Source organism: Streptomyces ipomoeae 91-03, assembly GCF_000317595.1.
Taxonomy (GTDB): Bacteria; Actinomycetota; Actinomycetes; order Streptomycetales; family Streptomycetaceae; genus Streptomyces; species Streptomyces ipomoeae.
This window is the reverse complement of sequence record NZ_AEJC01000634.1, coordinates 1-16,941: the sequence shown is the minus strand read 5'-3', so window position 1 is coordinate 16,941 and position 16,941 is coordinate 1. Positions and strand designations below refer to the sequence as shown.

The following is a 16,941-nucleotide window of genomic DNA, read 5'->3' as shown; positions in this document are numbered from 1 at the left end:
CCGGCGCACATCGGCTCACTTGCCCGTGAACTTCTCGTACTCCTTCAGGACCTCTTCGGTCGGGCCGTCCATGCGGAGTTCACCGCGTTCCAGCCACAGGACGCGGTCGCAGGTGTCGCGGATCGACTTGTTGTTGTGGCTGACGAGGAAGACCGTGCCCGCCTGCTTGCGGAGCTCGCGGATACGGGCCTCGGAGCGCTTCTGGAACGCACGGTCACCGGTGGCGAGGGCCTCGTCGATCATGAGGACGTCGTGGTCCTTGGCCGCCGCGATGGAGAAGCGCAGCCGGGCCGCCATGCCGGAGGAGTAGGTGCGCATCGGCAGGGTGATGAAGTCGCCCTTCTCGTTGATGCCGGAGAAGTCGACGATCTCCTGGTAGCGCTCACGGATCTGCTCGCGGGACATACCCATGGCGAGCCCGCCCAATATGACGTTCCGTTCGCCCGTGAGGTCGTTCATCAGGGCCGCGTTGACGCCGAGCAGGGAGGGCTGGCCGTCGGTGTAGACCTTGCCGCTCTCCGCGGGCAGCAGACCGGCGATGGCGCGCAGCAGGGTGGACTTGCCGGAGCCGTTGGAGCCGATCAGGCCGATGGCCTCACCCCGGTAGGCCACGAAGGAGACACCCCGCACGGCGTGCACCTTGCGCACCCCGCGTTCCTCCCCGCGCTTCAGGATGCGGCTGAGTGCGGCGGTGGCGCTGCCCTTGCCCGTCTTGGCGCCGTTGACGCGGTAGACGATGTGCAGCTCGTCCGCGATGACGGTGGGTACTCGGGTCTCAGCCACGGCCGTACCTCTCCTCCGCCTTCCAGAAGTACACGAAGCCGCCCAGCGCGACGAGCACGGCCCAGCCGCCGGCGACCGCCCACACATGCGGGGGCAGGTTCTCGGAGCCGTAGCCGTCGATCAGCGCGAAGCGCATCAGATCCATGTAGATCGCGGCCGGGTTCCACTGGAGGATGTCGGCGATCCACTTCGGGTGCTTCTCCAGCATGATCGGGATGGAGAACATCACGCCGGACGCGTACATCCACGTCCGCATCACGAACGGCATCAGCTGGGCCAGGTCGGGGGTCTTGGCGCCCATACGGGCCATGACCAGCGCGAGGCCGGTGTTGAACAGGAACTGCAGGACCAGTACGGGGGCGATCAGCAGCCAGGACAGGCCCGGGTAGCTGCCGAAGCCGACCGCCACGGCGAGCAGCACGATCATCGAGAACAGCAGCTGCTGGAGCTGCTGGAGCGCGAACGAGATGGGCAGCGAGGCACGCGGGAAGTGCAGCGCGCGGACCAGGCCCAGGTTGCCGGAGATCGCGCGGACGCCGGCCATCACCGAGCTCTGGGTGAAGGTGAAGACGAACACACCCGTGACGAGGAACGGGATGTACACCTCGCGCGACATGCCCCGGTCGGCGTTGAGGATCAGGCCGAAGATCAGGAAGTACACCAGCGCGTTGAGCAACGGGGTGGCCACCTGCCACAGCTGGCCGAGCTTGGCCTGGCTGTACTGCGCCGTGAGCTTCGCCTGGGAGAAGGCGAGGATGAAGTGACGCCGCCCCCACATCTGGCGGACGTACTGGGCGAGTCCGGGCCGGGCGCCGCTCACGGCCAGCCCGTACTTGGCGGCCAGTTCGGCCGCGGAGAGCCCGTCGTCGGGCGACGGACGGTCGCTCACCACAACCCTGCCGTCATGCGTTGTCTCACTCACAAATGGAAACTTTCGTCCTCAAAGTGCGCAGCCTGCTCGGGCCGAGGCGGAAAGCCCGGACCGGGTACGGCCGAATGCTCTCAGATTCCGAGCTTGTCAGATGACGGGAGGTCGGCCCAGTCTCGTCAGGCGCCACACCGTACGCCACTTCATGGGCCGGCGGGGACCGCAGGGGCTCGTCCAGCCTTCCCGGAAACCGCCGAACCAGGCCTTGAGGGCGGGCCCGGAGGGCTTGCGGAGCAGGGTGAGCAGCAGCCAGACGCCGAGGTAGACGGGGACCAGGAGCGCGGGAAGGTTGCGGCGTGCGAGCCAGACCCGGTTGCGCGCGACCATGCGGTGGTAGACCGCGTGCCGGGAGGGCGCGGTCGTGGGGTGGTACAGCACCATGTCGGCCCGGTAGTCGATCATCCAGCCCGCGTCGAGGGCCCGCCAGGCGAGATCGGTCTCCTCATGGGCGTAGAAGAATTCATCCGGGAGTCCGCCGACTTCGGCGAAGACCTGGGTGCGTACGGCGTTGGCGCCGCCGAGGAAGGTGGTGACCCGGGAGGAGCGCATCGGGTCGGAGGCGCGCAGCCGGGGGACGTGGCGCCGCTGGGTGACACCGGTGTCGGGGTCGGCGATGCGGAAGCTGATGATGCCGAGCCGTGGGTCGGCGGCGAAGGCCTCGCGGCACAGTTCGGCGGTGTCGTGGTGGGCGAGCAGTCCGTCGTCGTCGAGGAAGAGCAGGATGTCGACGTCCCGGCCGCCGGGGCCGAACGCCTCGATGCCGACGTTGCGACCGCCGGGGATGCCGAGGTTCTCGGGCAGCTCGATGATCCGGACAACCGATGAGGACTCTGCGAGGTCCGGGACGGGTGAGCCGTTGCCGACGACGACCACCTCGACCCGGTCGCCGTCCTGCTTGGCGACCGAGTCGAGAAGGGCGCGGAGTTCGTCGGGGCGGTTGCCCATGGTGATGATCACCGCGCCGACCTTCATGCCGCTGCTCACTTCAGCCTGCTGGAGGCGAGGATGGACACCAGGTGCAGCAGGGTCTGCAGCAGCGCGATGCCGGCGAGTACGGCGACGCCGAGCCGGGAGAAGAACAGGTCGCCCCGGGCCTGGTCCAGGGCCGCGAGGACCAGGATCAGCAGGGACGCCTCGACGCCGAGGATCAGCCGGTGGAACTTCAGCGCGCCGGCCGCCCTGCGGGCCAGTGCCACGCCGGAGGAGCGCGGCACGGAGGCCGACTCCTGGACCGGCGGCTTGCCGGTCTGGTGCCGGGCGACACCGACGAGGTCGGTCTCGGCCTTGATCAGGATCGCGCCGAGGGCGGCGAGGGTGCCGAGGAAGGCCCACAGCCAGTCGATACGGCCGCTGCCCCACAGATCGGCGGCGCGCAGCCCGAAGCCGACGAGCACCGCGGCGTCGCACAGGTAGGCGCCGACGCGGTCCACGTAGACGCCGGTCATCGAGTACTGCTTGCGCCAGCGGGCTATCTCGCCGTCGACGCAGTCGAACAGCAGATAGAGCTGGACCATCAGTACGCCGAGGACGGCGCCCGGGATGCCCGGCACCAGCAGGGCCGGGGCGGCGAGGACGCCGAAGACGGTCATCAGGTAGGTCAGCTGGTTGGGCGTGACCCGGGTGTTCACCAGGTGCCGGTCGATGCGCAGGGAGATCTCGCGCATGTAGAGCCGGCCGGCCCAGTGCTCGCCGCTCCGCCGGTCCTTCACACCCGGGGGGTGAACGACCGGGCGGAGTTCAGCTACCGATGGCTTTGGCATAGTCGGCGTATGCGTCCTTGATCTGTTCGGTGCTCAGTTCGAGGTGCTCGAGGATGGTGTAGCGGCCCGGGCGGGTCTGCGGGGCGTACTCGACGACCTTGACGAACTCGTCCATCGTGAAGCCGATCTCGTCGGGGAGGACCGGGAGCCCGTGGTGCCGGAGGACCTCCGCCATCTGGCCCGCGACCTCGTGGTCGCCGCGCAGGAACGTGGCGAACGCGCCGCCGAGGCCGCACTGCTCGCCGTGGAGGGCGTTGCGCCGCGGGTAGGTCAGGTCGAAGGCGTGGCTGATCTCGTGGCAGGCGCCCGAGGCGGGACGGCTGTCGCCGGCCACGGACATGGAGATCCCGCACAGGACGAGGGACTCGGACAGGGTGGTCAGGAAGTCGTCGTCGCCGATGCCACCGGGGTGGCGCAGCACGGCCTCGGCGGCCTGGCGGGCCATGGCGGCGGCCAGTCCGTCGACCTTCTCGCCGGTCTCCCGGCTGGACAGCTCCCAGTCGGCCACGGCGGAGATCTTGCAGATCACATCGCCGATACCGGCCCGCACGAAGCGCACCGGGGCCTCACGGATGACGTCCAGGTCGATGACGATGCCGATCGGGTTCGGTACACCGTACGAGCCGCGGCCCGCGTCGTTGTCGAGGGTGGCGACCGGGGAGCACAGGCCGTCGTTGGCGAGGTTCGTGGCGACGGCGACCAGGGGCAGGCCGACGCGCGCGGCGGCGTACTTGGCGCAGTCGATCACCTTGCCGCCGCCGAGCCCGACCACGGCGTCGTAGTGACCGCCCTTCTTGATCGAGTCGGCGAGCCGTACCGCTCCGTCGATGGTGCCGTCGGCGTCGCAGAACCAGTCCGCCTCCGGAAAAGCGGGGGCGAACCGATCGCGAAGCGCCGCGCCCGAGCCGGCGCTGATCGCGAAGGCCAGCCGGCCCGACGGCGCGATGCGCTGGTCCGACAGGATCGTCGCCAGGTCATCGAGCGCGCCGGGACGGATGTCCACGACGACCGGCGAGGGGATGAGCCTCGTCAGTACTGGCACGCGATCTCACGTCCCTTGGCGAGGTCGTCGTGGTTGTCGATCTCGACCCACTTGACGTCACCGATGGGCGCCACGTCGATCTTGAAGCCGCGGTTGACGAGCTCCTGGTAGCCGTGCTCGTAGAACTGCTGCGGGTCGGTCTCGAAGACCGTCTTCAGCGCGTCGGCCAGTTCGTCGGCGGCCTCGCCCTCGATGAGGGTGACGCCGATGTACTCGCCGGAGGCCTCCGCCGGGTCCATCAGCTTGGTGATCTTCGTCATGCCCTTCTCGGGGTCGACGACGACCTTCATCTCCTCGTCGGCCAGCGACTTCACGGTGTCGATGGCGAGGATGATCTTCTTGTCGCCGCCGCGGGCGGCGAGCAGGGTCTTCTCGACGGAGACCGGGTGCACGGTGTCGCCGTTGGCGAGGATCACCGAGTGCTTGATGGCGTCACGGCCGCACCACAGGGAGTAGGCGTTGTTCCACTCCTCGGCCTTGTCGTTGTCGATCAGGGTGATCTTCAGGCCGTACTTCTGCTCCAGCGCCTCGCGGCGCTCGTACACGGCCTCCTTGCGGTACCCGACGATGATCGCGACCTCGGTCAGGCCGATCTCGGCGAAGTTGCCGAGGGTCAGGTCCAGGACGGTGAGGCTGTCCTCGTTGCCTTCAGGTCCGACCGGCACCAGCGCCTTGGGCAGGGTGTCGGTGTAGGGACGCAGACGCCGTCCGGCGCCGGCCGCCAGCACGAGGCCGATCATGCGGGTTCTCCTTCATCGTGTACGGCGGGTGCGCCGGTTTTGTGGGCGGTCACCCAGAAGCGGATGCTCTCGACGAGCACCAGCAGTGCCACGGCCACGGCGAGCGCCGTGAGCGCGACCTTGAACTCTGTGGGCGCGAGCAGCGCGGCCAGGACGGTGACCAGCAGCGTCCTGCCTTCGTGACCGCCGATCGCCCGCACCAGCCACTGCGGCGGCGCGCCGGCGTCGCCGCGAATGCGGTACACCGTGTCGTAGTGATGGTAGGCGACGGCCGCAACCAGCCCGAAAGCCGCCGGCAGGGCTCCGTTCACATCGGCTTTGACTGCCAGTACCAGTACGGTGCCGTATTCGGCGGCGCGGAACAGCGGGGGAATCAGCCAGTCGAGGACGCCCTTGAGGGGCTGTGAGACGGCTTCCGAGGACACCAGGACGTACACGCCGGCGCAGATGACGACCGACCAGCCCGGTCCGTCGATCCAGGCGGCGAGCACCATGACGACGGCACCGGCGAGGGCGAACGGCAGCGCCAGAACGCGTGGCCCGCGCGGCAGTACGCGCGCGAGCAGCTCGGCCAGGGGCCCGCTGTCCGCGAGGTCCGCCAGTGCCCGCGCCGCCCGGTCCGTCCGCTGCGCCTTGCGGGTCAGCGAGCGCAGTACACGGCCGGCCGTGGTGTAGGTCGCGGCGAAGGCGCAGCCGATGAGCAGCGCGTAGAAGGTGATACGGGGAGTGGTGGCTGCCGTGAGGACGGCGATCATGGCCCAGCGCTCACCGATCGGCAGCACGATCATCCGCCGCAGCCACACCGTCCAGCCGACGCTGTCGAGCTTGTCGGAGAGGGCGGCGGTGGGGCTGGTGTTGGCCGTGGCGTCGTGGTTCGCCTCGTTGAAGGAGAAGTCGACGACATGGCGGCAGGTCTGCAGGACCATCGCGCCGAGGGCGAGCGCCCAGACGTCATCCCCGCCCCGGGCGGCGCCGAGCGCGAGGCCCGCGTAGTAGGCGTACTCCTTGGCGCGGTCGAAGGTGGCGTCGAGCCAGGCGCCGAGCGTCGAGTACTGCAGCGAGTAACGGGCCAGCTGGCCGTCGGTGCAGTCGAGGACGAAGGAGAGGATCAGCAGCACACCGGCCGCGACGAAGCCGAGGCGGGTGCCGGTGGCGGCGCAACCCGCCGCGACGAGGGCCGTGACGAGGGAAGCCGTGGTGACCTGGTTCGGGGTCAGCCCACGACGTGCGCACCAGCGGGCGATGTAGCGGGAGTACGGGCTGATGAAGTGCGTGGTGAAGAACCCGTCGCGGGACTTCACCGCCGCGCGCAGCCGTACGGCCTCGTCGTCGACGGCGGCGACGGCCTGCCGGGCCTCGTTGCGGGCCTGCGGGTCGGTGGGGACGACGGCGACGAGGCTGCCGAGTTCGGGCCGGTACGGGGTGACGCCGTCCGCGTCGAGGGCGGCGGTGATCCGGTCGGCGAGGTTGTCCACGGCGACGGCCGTGTTGCCGGTGGCCGCGGAGTTCTCCCGGGCCATCGCGCGGGTCAGCGCCGGACGGGCGGCGGCCCGCACGGTCACGGCGCCGGGCAGTGCGGCGGCATCGAAGCGGGGGTCGGTGAGCCCCAGGCGCAGCGCGTGCACATGGCCCACGAAGCGGGCGTCGACGATGGCGACCCGCTGGCCGGCGGGGACCGTCGCGAGGAGCGTCTCGGCGTCACCGGCGTCGGAGGCGACCCGCACGTCGAAGCCGAGCGACCGCAGATCGCCCTCCAGCGACGATCCGGGGACCGGCTGACCGGTGAGGATGGCGGTCGACAGACGAACTCACTCCCTGGGTGCCGACGCGACGGCGCCGGGCATGTACGTGGTTTTCGGGGCACCCCGGCCCGCGTCGGCCCGGCGGCGTGTCGGCAGAGGTTATCGGATGAAGAGAAGCAGCCGTTCACCACCCGTTAACGGCCCGCTCAACCTGCGCTGCTCGCCCTCAGCCTCCGATCATCATCGGTGATCGGGGCTCCGCGCCACAAACTCCGGTTCATATATCGGTGTATAGGGGACATCGGATGGGGCGCCTTGCTCCTCAGGGCTGCGGGAAGCACCCTCCAGGGCGCGGGGCTGTGACCTATGAGGCTCCGCCGCGTGAGCGCGACCAGCCGCAATCCCACCCGCACCCGCCGAACACCGCACACCTCCCACGGCGAATGGGCACAACAGCACCCCACATAAGGTGAACGCATGACATGGCTGATCACAGGCGGAGCCGGCTACATAGGCGCACACGTGGCGAGGGTCATGACCGACGCCGGCGAAGAGGTGGTCGCGCTCGACGACCTGTCCGCCGGAGTCCGTGGCCGCCTCCCGGAGCGCATCCCCCTGATACAGGGATCCGCCCAGAGCCCCGACCTCCTCAAGCGCGTACTCACCGACCACGCGGTGACCGGCATCGTCCACCTCGCCGCCCGCAAGCAGGTCGGCGAGTCCGTGGCCGAGCCCACCCGCTACTACCAGGAGAACGTCGGCGGCCTCGCCACGCTCCTGGAGGCGGCGACCGGGGCCGGAGTCGAACGCTTCGTGTTCTCCTCCTCCGCGGCCGTCTACGGCAACCCGGACGTGGACCTCATCACAGAGGACACCCCGTGCGCCCCGATGAGCCCGTACGGCGAGACCAAGCTCGCCGGTGAGTGGCTGGTCCGGGCGGCGGGCCGGGCGCACGGCATCTCCACGGTGTGCCTGCGCTACTTCAACGTGGCCGGCGCGGCCGAACCGGCCCTGGCCGACACCGGCGTCTTCAATGTGATCCCGATGGTCTTCGACCGCCTCAGCCGTGACGAGGCCCCGCGCATCTTCGGCGACGACTACCCGACCCCCGACGGCACCTGTGTCCGGGACTACATCCATGTCGCCGACCTCGCCGAGGCCCACCTCGCGGCGGCCCGGCGGCTCACCGCCGAGGGCACGGACGGCACCGCCGGCGAGCTGACCGTGAACATCGGCCGCGGCGAGGGCGTTTCGGTCCGCGAACTCATCGCCCTCATCGGCGAGGTCACCGGCGACAGCCGGCCCGCGATCGTCGAGCCGCGTCGTCCCGGCGACTCCCCGCGCGCGGTCGCCTCGGCGGCGCTGGCGGAGCGGGAGCTGGGCTGGACGGCGCGGCGCGGGGTGCGCGAGATGGTCGAGTCGGCCTGGGCGGGCTGGCGGCTCCACCACGGTCTCTGACCCACCGAGGGAGATCACGACGCTCTGACCTGCGTATCGTTTCCGCAGGTCAGAGCAGATGACAACGGTGTTCAGTGCCGCGTTGCCGCATACCCCCCGCCCGTAGTTCACTGTGATCGAGAGCCGCACACACGGGCGCTGGGGAAGGGCGGATTCATGGGGGCTGGGCATGATCACGGGCATGCGCACGGCGCGCCGACCACGGGTACGGCGGCAGCGGCGTACCGCGGTCGGCTGAGGATCGCGCTGTCGATCACGCTCACCGTCATGGTGGTCGAGCTCGTCGGCGGTGTCCTCGCCGATTCGCTCGCGCTCATCGCGGACGCGGCGCACATGGCGACGGACGCGGTGGGCCTCGGCATGGCGCTGCTCGCGATCCACTTCGCGAACCGTCCGGCGAGCGGGAACCACACGTTCGGTTACGCCCGCGCCGAGATCCTCGCGGCGCTCGCCAACTGTCTGCTGCTGCTCAGCGTCGGCGGCTATGTGCTGTACGAGGCGATCCAGCGGTTCATCGCGCCCGCCGGGACCGAGGGCGGCCTGGCCGTCGTGTTCGGTGCGATCGGCCTGGTCGCGAACATCGTCTCGCTGACGCTGCTGATGCGCGGCCAGAAGGAGAGCCTGAATGTGCGGGGCGCCTTCCTCGAGGTGGCCGCGGACGCGCTCGGCTCGCTGGCGGTGATCATCTCCGCGACGGTGATCCTGCTCACCGGCTGGCAGGCCGCCGACCCGATCGCCTCGCTCGCCATCGCCCTGATGATCGTGCCGCGCACGCTGAAGCTGCTGCGCGAGACCCTGGACGTCCTGCTGGAGGCGGCGCCCAAGAACGTCGACATGGCCGAGGTGCGGGCCCACATTCTGGCGCTGCCGGGCGTCGAGGACGTCCATGATCTGCACGCCTGGACCATCACCTCCGGCATGCCCGTGCTCTCCGCCCATGTCGTGGTCGGATCCGACACGCTGGACTCCATCGGCAACGAGAAGATGCTCCACGACCTCCAGGGCTGCATCGGTGACCACTTCGACGTCGAGCACTGCACCTTCCAGCTGGAGCCGAGCGGCCACGCGGAGCACGAGGCGAAGCTCTGCCACTGACCTTCGCACACACGTCCGAGTGTGGCGGTCGGACACCCGGAGCCATCAGCTGTACGGCCGTTTTCGGGCACCGACGCGCGAGTGATGGGTGTCCTCTCCCGGGGTGCGGGGGTAGGACTTGCAGGTTGGCGCGAAGTGCCGGGAGTGCCGGATCCCTACGGCAGACTTGGGACTCGCAGAACGAAGCGAAGGATGGGCATGCCGATCACACCTGCCACCGCGATGCACAGCTCACCGAACAGTGCCTCGGAAGCGATCCTGCTGGAACTGGTCGACGAGCACGGCGCCACGATCGGCACCGCGGAGAAACTCTCCGCGCATCAGCCGCCCGGGCAGCTCCACCGGGCGTTCTCCGTGTTCCTCTTCGACGAGCGCGGGCGACTCCTGCTCCAGCAGCGCGCCCTCGGCAAGTACCACTCCCCCGGCGTGTGGTCGAACAGCTGCTGCGGTCACCCGTACCCGGGCGAGTCCCCGTTCGCGGCGGCGGCGCGGCGGACGTACGAGGAGCTGGGGGTGTCCCCGGCGCTGCTCGGCGAGGCGGGCACGGTCCGCTACAACCACCCGGACCCGGACTCGGGCCTGGTGGAGCAGGAGTTCAACCATCTGTTCATCGGGCTGGTGCAGGCCCCGCTGCGACCGGACCCGGACGAGGTCGGGGCCACCGCGTTCGTGACCCCGGCCGAGCTGGCGGAGCGGCACGCCAAGGACACCTTCTCGGCGTGGTTCATGACGGTGCTGGACGCGGCCCGTCCTGCGATCAGGGAGCTGACGGGCCCGTCCGCGGGCTGGTGACCGAAGTCCCTGAGCAGACGCGCCGGCCGAGGCTTCAGAGCGGGTGGGCGGGTTTGAGCGGAAGAGCGACCCAGATCACCTTGCCGCCGCTCGCGGTGTGTTCCACGTCGCACACCCCGCCCGCCTCCCGGGTGATCTCGCGCACCAGCAGCAGCCCCCTGCCGCCCAGCCGGCCGTGGTCGGTCTCCAGGACGCTCGGGCGGTAGGGGTGGTTGTCCTCGACCGAGACCCGCACCCATTCGGCGCCGACGGCGACCTCGACGGCGAGCGTCGGCGACAGCAGCGCCGCGTGTTTGACGGCATTCGTCACCAGCTCGGAGACGATCAGCAGAAGGCCCTGGACCAGCTCGTCCGAGACCGGCACACCCTGTCGGGCGAGCAGGTCCCGGACGGCGCGTCGCGCCTGCGGCACCGAGGCGTCGACGGCGGCGGCGGTGAACCGCCAGACCCCTTCGTACGGCAGTGGTCCCGGCGGGCTCGGGTCGTCGGGTACGTGCCCGCCGCCTCCAGGGCAGGGGTCGCTCCCGCGCCCTTGGTCGTCCATGGTCCGGTCGCCACCCTTGCGCTCGATTGTCACCACATGTCGAGTGTTGGTAACTGAACGCTGTCCGTGCGGGACTGAGCACAAGTCGGCGCGTATCGGCGACTTTCCGACCGTTCACGCCCGGGTAGGTCAGCCGCATGACGGATCCCGTCCGAGGTGTACCGCTTTCGGAACTATTCGGGTTGTACGCGGTTGACGCCGGTCTCGTCCGTTCCGTCCTTCCGTCGATCACTCTCCGTGAGCTGCTCGGAGACGATGCCCACGATGTGTCGGCCGCCGAAGCCGGTGGCGATCAGGCCGAGGCCGTCGAAGAGCAGGGCGAGGGAGAAGAAGGTGCCGATGACGTACTTGCTGCTGCTCGGCCAGGAGGCGAGGACCAGGCTGCCGAGGAGCAGACCGAAGGCGCCCTGCACCAGCGTCCAGCCGACCTGGGGGCCGCGTACCACGAGGCTGCCGACCAGCCGGAACACCCCGCCGGTCAGGAACAGCAGCGCGGCGAACATGGTGAGCGCCTCGGCCGCCGCCTCCGGGGTCTTGATGACGACCACCCCGGCCGCGATGTTCAGGGCGGCGACCACGACGCCGAGCCAGAAGAAGTTGCTGCCGCGCGCCTGGACCGCGTGCAGCAGGCCGACGGCACCGCCGATGAGCAGCAGCCAGCCGAACAGGATCATCGAGGTCAGGGTGGCGACACCGACGTAGACGAGACCGACCAGGCCGGCGAGGACCAGGAGCACTCCGAGTGCGGCGAGCCAGCCGAAGCCCCGGCTGAGCCTGGCGGTCTCGGCGGGCACGTCCTTCGGGGTGCCCGCATCCGTCGAGCTCGCGCCCGGCGCGGGGTTCGGGTGCTTCGCGGTGTGCGTGTCCTTGGCGCGCTTGGATCCGAGCATCCGGGGCCTCCTCGCGTTCCGGGCCCCTTTCTTGATCGTATGAGCGCGGCGGGTGGCTAGCATCCGATGCATGGAGCCTCAGCTGCTGCACACCGTCGCCGACGAGGTCGCGACCGTCGTCGTCCACCATCCGGCCAAGCGCAACGCCATGACGGCCGGAATGTGGCGGGCGCTGCCGCCCCTGCTCGACGGGCTGGCCGCCGACCCCGCCGTACGGGCGCTGGTGCTCACCGGGGAGGGCGGGACGTTCTGCGCGGGGGCCGACATCTCCACGCTGCGGGAGTCGCCGGGCGAGGCCCAGGGGCTGGCGGTGCTCGCCGAGGAGGCGCTGGCCGCGTTTCCGAAGCCGACCCTCGCGGCGATCCGGGGGCACTGTGTGGGCGGTGGCTCGCAGCTGGCGGCGGCCTGTGATCTGCGGTTCGCGCAGGAAGGGGCGCTGTTCGGGATCACCCCGGCCAAGCTGGGGATCGTCTATCCGGCCTCCTCGACCCGGCGGTTGGTGTCGCTGGTGGGGCCCGGTACGGCCAAGTACCTGCTGTTCTCCGGCGAGTTGATCGACGCCGAGCGGGCGCTGCGGACCGGCCTGGTGGACGAGGTGCTGCCCGAGGGTGAACTGGGCAAGCGCGTCGTGGAGTTCACACGGGTGCTGGTCTCGCGCTCGCAGTTGACGCAGGCGGCGGCCAAGGAGTTCGCGAACGGACGTACCGACCGGGACGCCTACTGGGCCGAACAGGCGCGCGGCAGCGGCGACACCGCGGAGGGTGTCGCCGCGTTCCTGGAGCGCAGGCAGCCACGGTTCACGTGGACGGTGTGACGCAGGCAGCCAGGTTCACGTGGACGGGGTGAGGGCCGCCGGCCGATGGGTCACATCAGGGCGAAGCGGCTGTTGGTGCGGAACTCCTCCACCAGGTGGGCGGGCGCCTTGTGCGGGGCACCGGCGTCATAGGGCGGCTGCGGGTCGTACTCCGTCATCAGCTGTACGGCCTGGGCGTGTTCGTCGCCCGCGATCCGGCCGACCAGCGTCAGGCCCATGTCGATGCCGGAGGAGACCCCGGCCGCGGTGACGTACTTGCCGTCGATCACGACCCGCTCCCCCGTGGGCTCGGCGCCGTACTGCTTCAGGAAGTCCAGGGCCAGCCAGTGCGAGGTGGCCCGGCGGCCTTCGAGGAGCCCGGCGCCGGCGAGCAGGAGGGAGCCGGTGCACACGGAGGTCGTCCAGGCGCTGGTGCGGTCGGCGGTGCGCAGCCAGTCGAAGAGGGCCTCGTTCTCCATCTGCGCGAACTGGCCGGGGCCGCCCGGCACCACGACGATGTCCGGGCTCGGGACCTCGGCGAGCGTCCTGTCGGCGGTGATCGCGAGGGCACCGGTGTCGGTGCGGACGGGCCCGCTCCGCTCGGCGACGAAGACGAGCTCCGCGTCGGGGAGACGGCCCAGGGTCTCGTAGGGGCCGACGGCGTCGAGGGCGGTGAAGCGGTCGAAGAGGACGATGGCGATCTGCATGGGGTTCCCTTCAGTGGGTGGGAGCGGAAGCCGGGCGGAAGCGGCGGCGGTACTCCGCCGGGGAGGTGCCGAGGGTCTTCACGAAGGCGCGGCGCATGGCCTCGGAGGTGCCGTAGCCGCAGGCACGGGAGATCTCCTCGACGCCGTCCGAGGTGTCCTCCAGGAGACGGCGGGCGTGTTCCAGGCGGACGCGGTCGACGTAGCGGCCCGAGGTCATGCCCGTCTCGGACTGGAAGGCACGGGCGAAGTGGCGGGGCGAGAGGCGGGCGCGGGCGGCCAGGGTCTCGACGCTCAGATCGTCGCGGGGGTGTTCGGTGATCCTCCCCCACTGCCTTAAGGGCGTGGGAGGTGCCCCCAGCTGGACCTCGCGGAGCGGTTCCCGTCGGGCGGTCTGGGCGGCGAGCTGGGCGCTGAACTGGGCCTGGTTCCCCGGGCGGCGCAGGAAGACGACCAGGTGGCGGGCGATGGAGAGGGCGACCTCGCGGCCCAGGTCCTCCTCGACGAGCGCCAGGGCGAGGTCGATGCCGGAGGTGACGCCGGCCGAGGTGGCGATCCGCCCGTCGCGGATGTAGATCGGGTTCGGGTCGACGTCGATCGTCGGATGGTCGCGGGCCAGCGTGTCGCAGTACGCCCAGTGGGTGGTCGCCCGGCGGCCGTCCAGGAGACCCGCCTCCGCCAGCAGGATCGCGCCGGTGCACACCGAGACCAGGCGTTCCGCGCGCGGGCCGTGCTCGCGGAGCCAGTCGACGACCTCCGGGGCGGGGTGCCGGGTGCCCTGGCCGCCCGGGACGAGCAGGGTGTGCGGGGCGGGTGCCGAGGCGAGGGCGTGGTCCGGGACGAGGGTGAGGCCGCTGGAGGCGCGTACGGGGGTGCCGTCCACGGAGGCCGTGCGGATGCGGTACGTGCCCGGGGTGTGGAGTTCCGCGCCGGCGAGGACGACCAGGACAGTTCGCATGCCTTCGATTCTTGGGAGGGCGGGCGATGGCCGCAATGACGAGTTTCCCACCTTTTCTGCCATGGGGTCGGCCGACCGGGTCCACGCATGAGGAGCGCGGGGCGCGGTACCCGGTCGCTTCCTGGCCGTGTCGGCCCAGAGAGAAAAGGGGAAAGACGTGTTCCGTGCGATCGCAGACGTGTTGCGGCAGATCGGAGGGGCCATCGCCACGGTGGTGACGCTGCCGTTCCGGGCCCTGGCCCGGCTCTTCGGCGGAGCGTCGGGGTCCGCCCGCCGCACCGGGCGCGCCCGCCGGGCCTGACCAGCGGCGCCGGGCGCGCCCGCCGGGCCTGACCGGGGGCTGGACGCCCCCGATCCCCTCCGCCCGGCCTCCTTGATCCCCCGTTGTCCGTGCCACCTGCCACAATTGCCGCGCAACCTCAGTGGAGAAGGCGGTACGGGATCGTGACGACACCTGGATCCATCTCAGTAGGGTCCATCGAAGGCAGGATCGCCGAGGAACTCGGCGTACGCGAGCGGCAGGTGAAGGCCGCGGTCGAACTGCTCGACGGCGGTTCGACCGTGCCCTTCATCGCCCGCTACCGCAAGGAAGCGACCGAGATGCTCGACGACGCGCAGCTGCGCACGATCGAGGAGCGGCTGCGCTATCTGCGGGAGCTGGAGGAGCGCCGGACGGCGATCCTCGACTCGGTGCGCGAGCAGGGCAAGCTGACGCCGGAGATCGAGGCGCAGATCCGCGGTGCCGAGACGAAGGCGCGGCTGGAGGACGTCTACCTGCCGTTCAAGCCGAAGCGGCGCACCAAGGCGCAGATCGCGCGTGAGGCGGGTCTGGAGCCGCTGGCCGAGGGGCTGCTGGGCGACCCGACCGTCGAGCCGCTGGCCGCCGCTGCCGCCTTCGTCGACGCCGACAAGGGGGTCGCCGATCCGCAGGCCGCGCTGGACGGCGCCCGGGCGATCCTCACCGAGCGGTTCTCGGAGGACGCCGACCTGATCGGCGAGCTGCGCGAGCGCATGTGGGTGCGGGGGCGGCTGGCCGCGAAGGTGCGGGACGGCAAGGAGGAGGCGGGCGCCAAGTTCGCCGACTACTTCGACTTCGCCGAGCCGTTCACCGAGCTGCCCTCGCATCGCGTTCTGGCCATGCTGCGCGGCGAGAAGGAGGAGGTCCTCGACCTCGTCCTGGAGCCGGAGGAGCCGACGGACGGTCCTTCGTCGTACGAGGGGATGATCGCTCACAAGTTCGGGATCGCCGATCGCGGGCGCCCCTCCGACAAGTGGCTGACGGACACGGTCCGTTGGGCCTGGCGCACCCGGATCCTGGTCCACCTCGGCATCGACCTGCGGCTGCGGCTGCGTACGGCCGCCGAGGACGAGGCGGTCAACGTGTTCGCGGCGAACCTGCGTGACCTGCTGCTCGCCGCCCCCGCCGGTACGCGCGCGACGCTCGGCCTCGACCCCGGCTTCCGTACGGGTGTGAAGGTCGCCGTGGTCGACGCGACCGGCAAGGTGGTGGCGACGGACGTGATCTACCCGCACGTCCCGGCCAACAAGTGGGACGAGGCGATCGCCAAGCTGGCGCGGCTGGCCAAGGAGCACGCCGTCGAGCTGATCGCGATCGGCAACGGCACGGCATCCCGTGAGACCGACAAGCTCGCCGGTGAACTGATCACCAAGCACCCGGAGCTGAAACTCACCAAGGTGGTGGTGTCCGAGGCGGGCGCTTCCGTGTACTCGGCGTCCGCGTTCGCCTCGCAGGAACTGCCGGGCATGGATGTGTCACTGCGCGGCGCCGTCTCGATCGCGCGCCGGCTCCAGGACCCGCTGGCCGAGCTGGTCAAGATCGACCCCAAGTCGATCGGCGTCGGCCAGTACCAGCACGACCTGTCCGAGGTGAAGCTCTCACGCTCGCTGGACGCGGTGGTCGAGGACTGTGTGAACGGCGTCGGTGTCGACGTCAACACGGCGTCCGCGCCGCTGCTCGCCCGGGTCTCCGGCATCACCTCCGGGCTGGCGGAGAACATCGTGGCGCACCGGGACGCCAACGGCCCGTTCAAGTCGCGTACGGAGCTGAAGAAGGTGGCGCGGCTGGGCCCGAAGGCGTACGAGCAGTGCGCGGGCTTCCTGCGGATCCGGGGCGGCGACGACCCGCTCGACGCGTCCAGCGTGCACCCCGAGGCGTACCCGGTGGTGCGGCGGATGGTGAAGTCCGCGGGCAGCGAGGTCGCCGCGCTGATCGGCAACACGGCCGTCCTGCGGTCGCTGAAGCCGGGTGACTTCGTGGACGAGACGTTCGGTCTGCCGACCGTGACCGACATCCTGAAGGAGCTGGAGAAGCCCGGGCGCGACCCTCGGCCCGCCTTCAAGACGGCGACGTTCAAGGAGGGCGTGGAGAAGATCTCCGACCTGGTCTCCGGGATGGTCCTGGAGGGTGTCGTGACGAATGTGGCGGCCTTCGGCGCCTTCGTGGACGTCGGTGTCCACCAGGACGGGCTGGTGCATGTGTCGGCCATGTCCAAGACGTTCGTCAAGGACCCTCGGGACGTCGTCAAGCCCGGTGACATCGTCAAGGTGAAGGTGCTCGACGTCGACATTCCGCGGAAGCGGATCTCGCTGACGTTGCGGCTGGACGACGAGGCGGCGGCCCCGGGGCAGCAGGCTGGGGGGTCTCGGGCTCAGCGTGGGGCTCGTGGACCTCAGCAGCAGCGGCAGGGGCGG

Annotated in this window: 17 protein-coding genes; 6 read left to right on the top strand and 11 right to left on the bottom strand. The window is 70.4% G+C overall.

Annotated features, from left to right (window positions below; translation table 11 throughout):
- Positions 1 to 15: 15 nt before the first annotated feature.
- From STRIP9103_RS41815 to STRIP9103_RS41785, 7 genes are all read right to left on the bottom strand, one after another.
- Positions 16 to 783 carry an ABC transporter ATP-binding protein gene (locus STRIP9103_RS41815; RefSeq protein ID WP_009339293.1) on the bottom strand — a complete coding sequence of 256 codons (768 nt, stop codon included), beginning with the start codon at positions 781 to 783 and terminating at the stop codon, positions 16 to 18.
- Complete coding sequence (locus tag STRIP9103_RS41810) at positions 776 to 1,705, bottom strand: ABC transporter permease (protein ID WP_048822014.1); 930 nt, start codon at positions 1,703 to 1,705, stop codon at positions 776 to 778. Before STRIP9103_RS41810 ends, STRIP9103_RS41815 begins: the two co-directional genes overlap by 8 nt.
- A gap of 96 nt (positions 1,706 to 1,801) precedes the next feature.
- Complete coding sequence (locus tag STRIP9103_RS41805; protein WP_009339265.1) at positions 1,802 to 2,683, bottom strand: glycosyltransferase family 2 protein; 882 nt, start codon at positions 2,681 to 2,683, stop codon at positions 1,802 to 1,804.
- Between the two features lie 8 nt (positions 2,684 to 2,691).
- Entirely contained in the window at positions 2,692 to 3,420 is a 729-nt protein-coding gene (locus tag STRIP9103_RS41800) for a CDP-alcohol phosphatidyltransferase family protein (protein WP_009339279.1), read from the bottom strand.
- A gap of 28 nt (positions 3,421 to 3,448) precedes the next feature.
- Positions 3,449 to 4,513, bottom strand: a complete 1,065-nt coding sequence (locus tag STRIP9103_RS41795) for an iron-containing alcohol dehydrogenase family protein (protein WP_009339291.1) — start codon at positions 4,511 to 4,513, stop codon at positions 3,449 to 3,451.
- Positions 4,501 to 5,253, bottom strand: a complete 753-nt coding sequence (locus tag STRIP9103_RS41790) for a phosphocholine cytidylyltransferase family protein (RefSeq protein ID WP_009339281.1) — start codon at positions 5,251 to 5,253, stop codon at positions 4,501 to 4,503. The genes STRIP9103_RS41795 and STRIP9103_RS41790 overlap by 13 nt, the downstream gene beginning before the upstream one ends.
- Positions 5,250 to 7,055, bottom strand: coding sequence for a DUF5941 domain-containing protein (locus tag STRIP9103_RS41785; protein WP_048822010.1), 1,806 nt, complete (start codon positions 7,053 to 7,055; stop codon positions 5,250 to 5,252). Before STRIP9103_RS41785 ends, STRIP9103_RS41790 begins: the two co-directional genes overlap by 4 nt.
- A gap of 417 nt (positions 7,056 to 7,472) precedes the next feature.
- Here STRIP9103_RS41785 and galE point away from each other — a divergent pair, with 417 nt between their 5' ends.
- The 3 genes from galE (at position 7,473) to idi (ending at position 10,340) form a co-directional block, all read left to right on the top strand.
- Positions 7,473 to 8,453, top strand: coding sequence for a UDP-glucose 4-epimerase GalE (galE, locus tag STRIP9103_RS41780; protein WP_009339276.1), 981 nt, complete (start codon positions 7,473 to 7,475; stop codon positions 8,451 to 8,453).
- 156 nt (positions 8,454 to 8,609) lie between these two features.
- Positions 8,610 to 9,548 carry a cation diffusion facilitator family transporter gene (locus tag STRIP9103_RS41775; RefSeq protein ID WP_009339288.1) on the top strand — a complete coding sequence of 313 codons (939 nt, stop codon included), beginning with the start codon at positions 8,610 to 8,612 and terminating at the stop codon, positions 9,546 to 9,548.
- Positions 9,549 to 9,746: 198 nt separating this feature from the next.
- A complete protein-coding gene (idi, locus tag STRIP9103_RS41770; protein WP_009339284.1) occupies positions 9,747 to 10,340 on the top strand; it encodes an isopentenyl-diphosphate Delta-isomerase in 594 nt (197 codons plus the stop codon).
- A 34-nt stretch (positions 10,341 to 10,374) separates the two neighbouring features.
- On the opposite strand, the gene STRIP9103_RS41765 is transcribed toward idi, so the two are convergent.
- Positions 10,375 to 10,884: an ATP-binding protein gene (locus STRIP9103_RS41765; protein ID WP_009339274.1), complete on the bottom strand. Its 510-nt coding sequence runs from the start codon at positions 10,882 to 10,884 to the stop codon at positions 10,375 to 10,377.
- A gap of 173 nt (positions 10,885 to 11,057) precedes the next feature.
- Positions 11,058 to 11,774 (bottom strand): HdeD family acid-resistance protein, encoded by a 717-nt coding sequence (locus STRIP9103_RS41760; RefSeq protein ID WP_009339270.1) that lies wholly within the window; start codon positions 11,772 to 11,774, stop codon positions 11,058 to 11,060.
- A 70-nt stretch (positions 11,775 to 11,844) separates the two neighbouring features.
- Between STRIP9103_RS41760 and STRIP9103_RS41755 the strand changes: the two genes are divergently transcribed.
- On the top strand, positions 11,845 to 12,588 hold the full coding sequence (locus tag STRIP9103_RS41755) for an enoyl-CoA hydratase/isomerase family protein (protein ID WP_009339295.1): 744 nt from the start codon (positions 11,845 to 11,847) through the stop codon (positions 12,586 to 12,588).
- A 50-nt stretch (positions 12,589 to 12,638) separates the two neighbouring features.
- Here STRIP9103_RS41755 and STRIP9103_RS41750 read toward each other — a convergent pair whose 3' ends face one another.
- Complete coding sequence (locus tag STRIP9103_RS41750; protein WP_009339290.1) at positions 12,639 to 13,274, bottom strand: DJ-1/PfpI family protein; 636 nt, start codon at positions 13,272 to 13,274, stop codon at positions 12,639 to 12,641.
- A 10-nt stretch (positions 13,275 to 13,284) separates the two neighbouring features.
- Positions 13,285 to 14,229 carry a GlxA family transcriptional regulator gene (locus tag STRIP9103_RS41745; protein WP_009339273.1) on the bottom strand — a complete coding sequence of 315 codons (945 nt, stop codon included), beginning with the start codon at positions 14,227 to 14,229 and terminating at the stop codon, positions 13,285 to 13,287.
- A 157-nt stretch (positions 14,230 to 14,386) separates the two neighbouring features.
- Between STRIP9103_RS41745 and STRIP9103_RS50995 the strand changes: the two genes are divergently transcribed.
- On the top strand, positions 14,387 to 14,530 hold the full coding sequence (locus STRIP9103_RS50995) for an LPFR motif small protein (RefSeq protein WP_009339286.1): 144 nt from the start codon (positions 14,387 to 14,389) through the stop codon (positions 14,528 to 14,530).
- 143 nt (positions 14,531 to 14,673) lie between these two features.
- Positions 14,674 to 16,941 (top strand): Tex family protein (locus STRIP9103_RS41740; RefSeq protein ID WP_009339267.1); only part of this gene is annotated, 2,268 nt, incomplete at its 3' end.

Excerpts from the sequence above, each read along its gene's own strand:
- STRIP9103_RS41805 (WP_009339265.1), bottom strand. The coding sequence starts at position 2,683 with ATGAAGGTCGGCGCGGTGATCATCACCATGGGCAACCGCCCCGACGAA.
- STRIP9103_RS41790 (WP_009339281.1), bottom strand. The coding sequence starts at position 5,253 with ATGATCGGCCTCGTGCTGGCGGCCGGCGCCGGACGGCGTCTGCGTCCC.
- galE (WP_009339276.1), top strand. The coding sequence starts at position 7,473 with ATGACATGGCTGATCACAGGCGGAGCCGGCTACATAGGCGCACACGTG.
- STRIP9103_RS41775 (WP_009339288.1), top strand. The coding sequence starts at position 8,610 with ATGGGGGCTGGGCATGATCACGGGCATGCGCACGGCGCGCCGACCACG.
- idi (WP_009339284.1), top strand. The coding sequence starts at position 9,747 with ATGCCGATCACACCTGCCACCGCGATGCACAGCTCACCGAACAGTGCC.
- STRIP9103_RS41765 (WP_009339274.1), bottom strand. The coding sequence starts at position 10,884 with ATGGACGACCAAGGGCGCGGGAGCGACCCCTGCCCTGGAGGCGGCGGG.
- STRIP9103_RS41760 (WP_009339270.1), bottom strand. The coding sequence starts at position 11,774 with ATGCTCGGATCCAAGCGCGCCAAGGACACGCACACCGCGAAGCACCCG.
- STRIP9103_RS41755 (WP_009339295.1), top strand. The coding sequence starts at position 11,845 with ATGGAGCCTCAGCTGCTGCACACCGTCGCCGACGAGGTCGCGACCGTC.
- STRIP9103_RS41750 (WP_009339290.1), bottom strand. The coding sequence starts at position 13,274 with ATGCAGATCGCCATCGTCCTCTTCGACCGCTTCACCGCCCTCGACGCC.
- STRIP9103_RS41745 (WP_009339273.1), bottom strand. The coding sequence starts at position 14,229 with ATGCGAACTGTCCTGGTCGTCCTCGCCGGCGCGGAACTCCACACCCCG.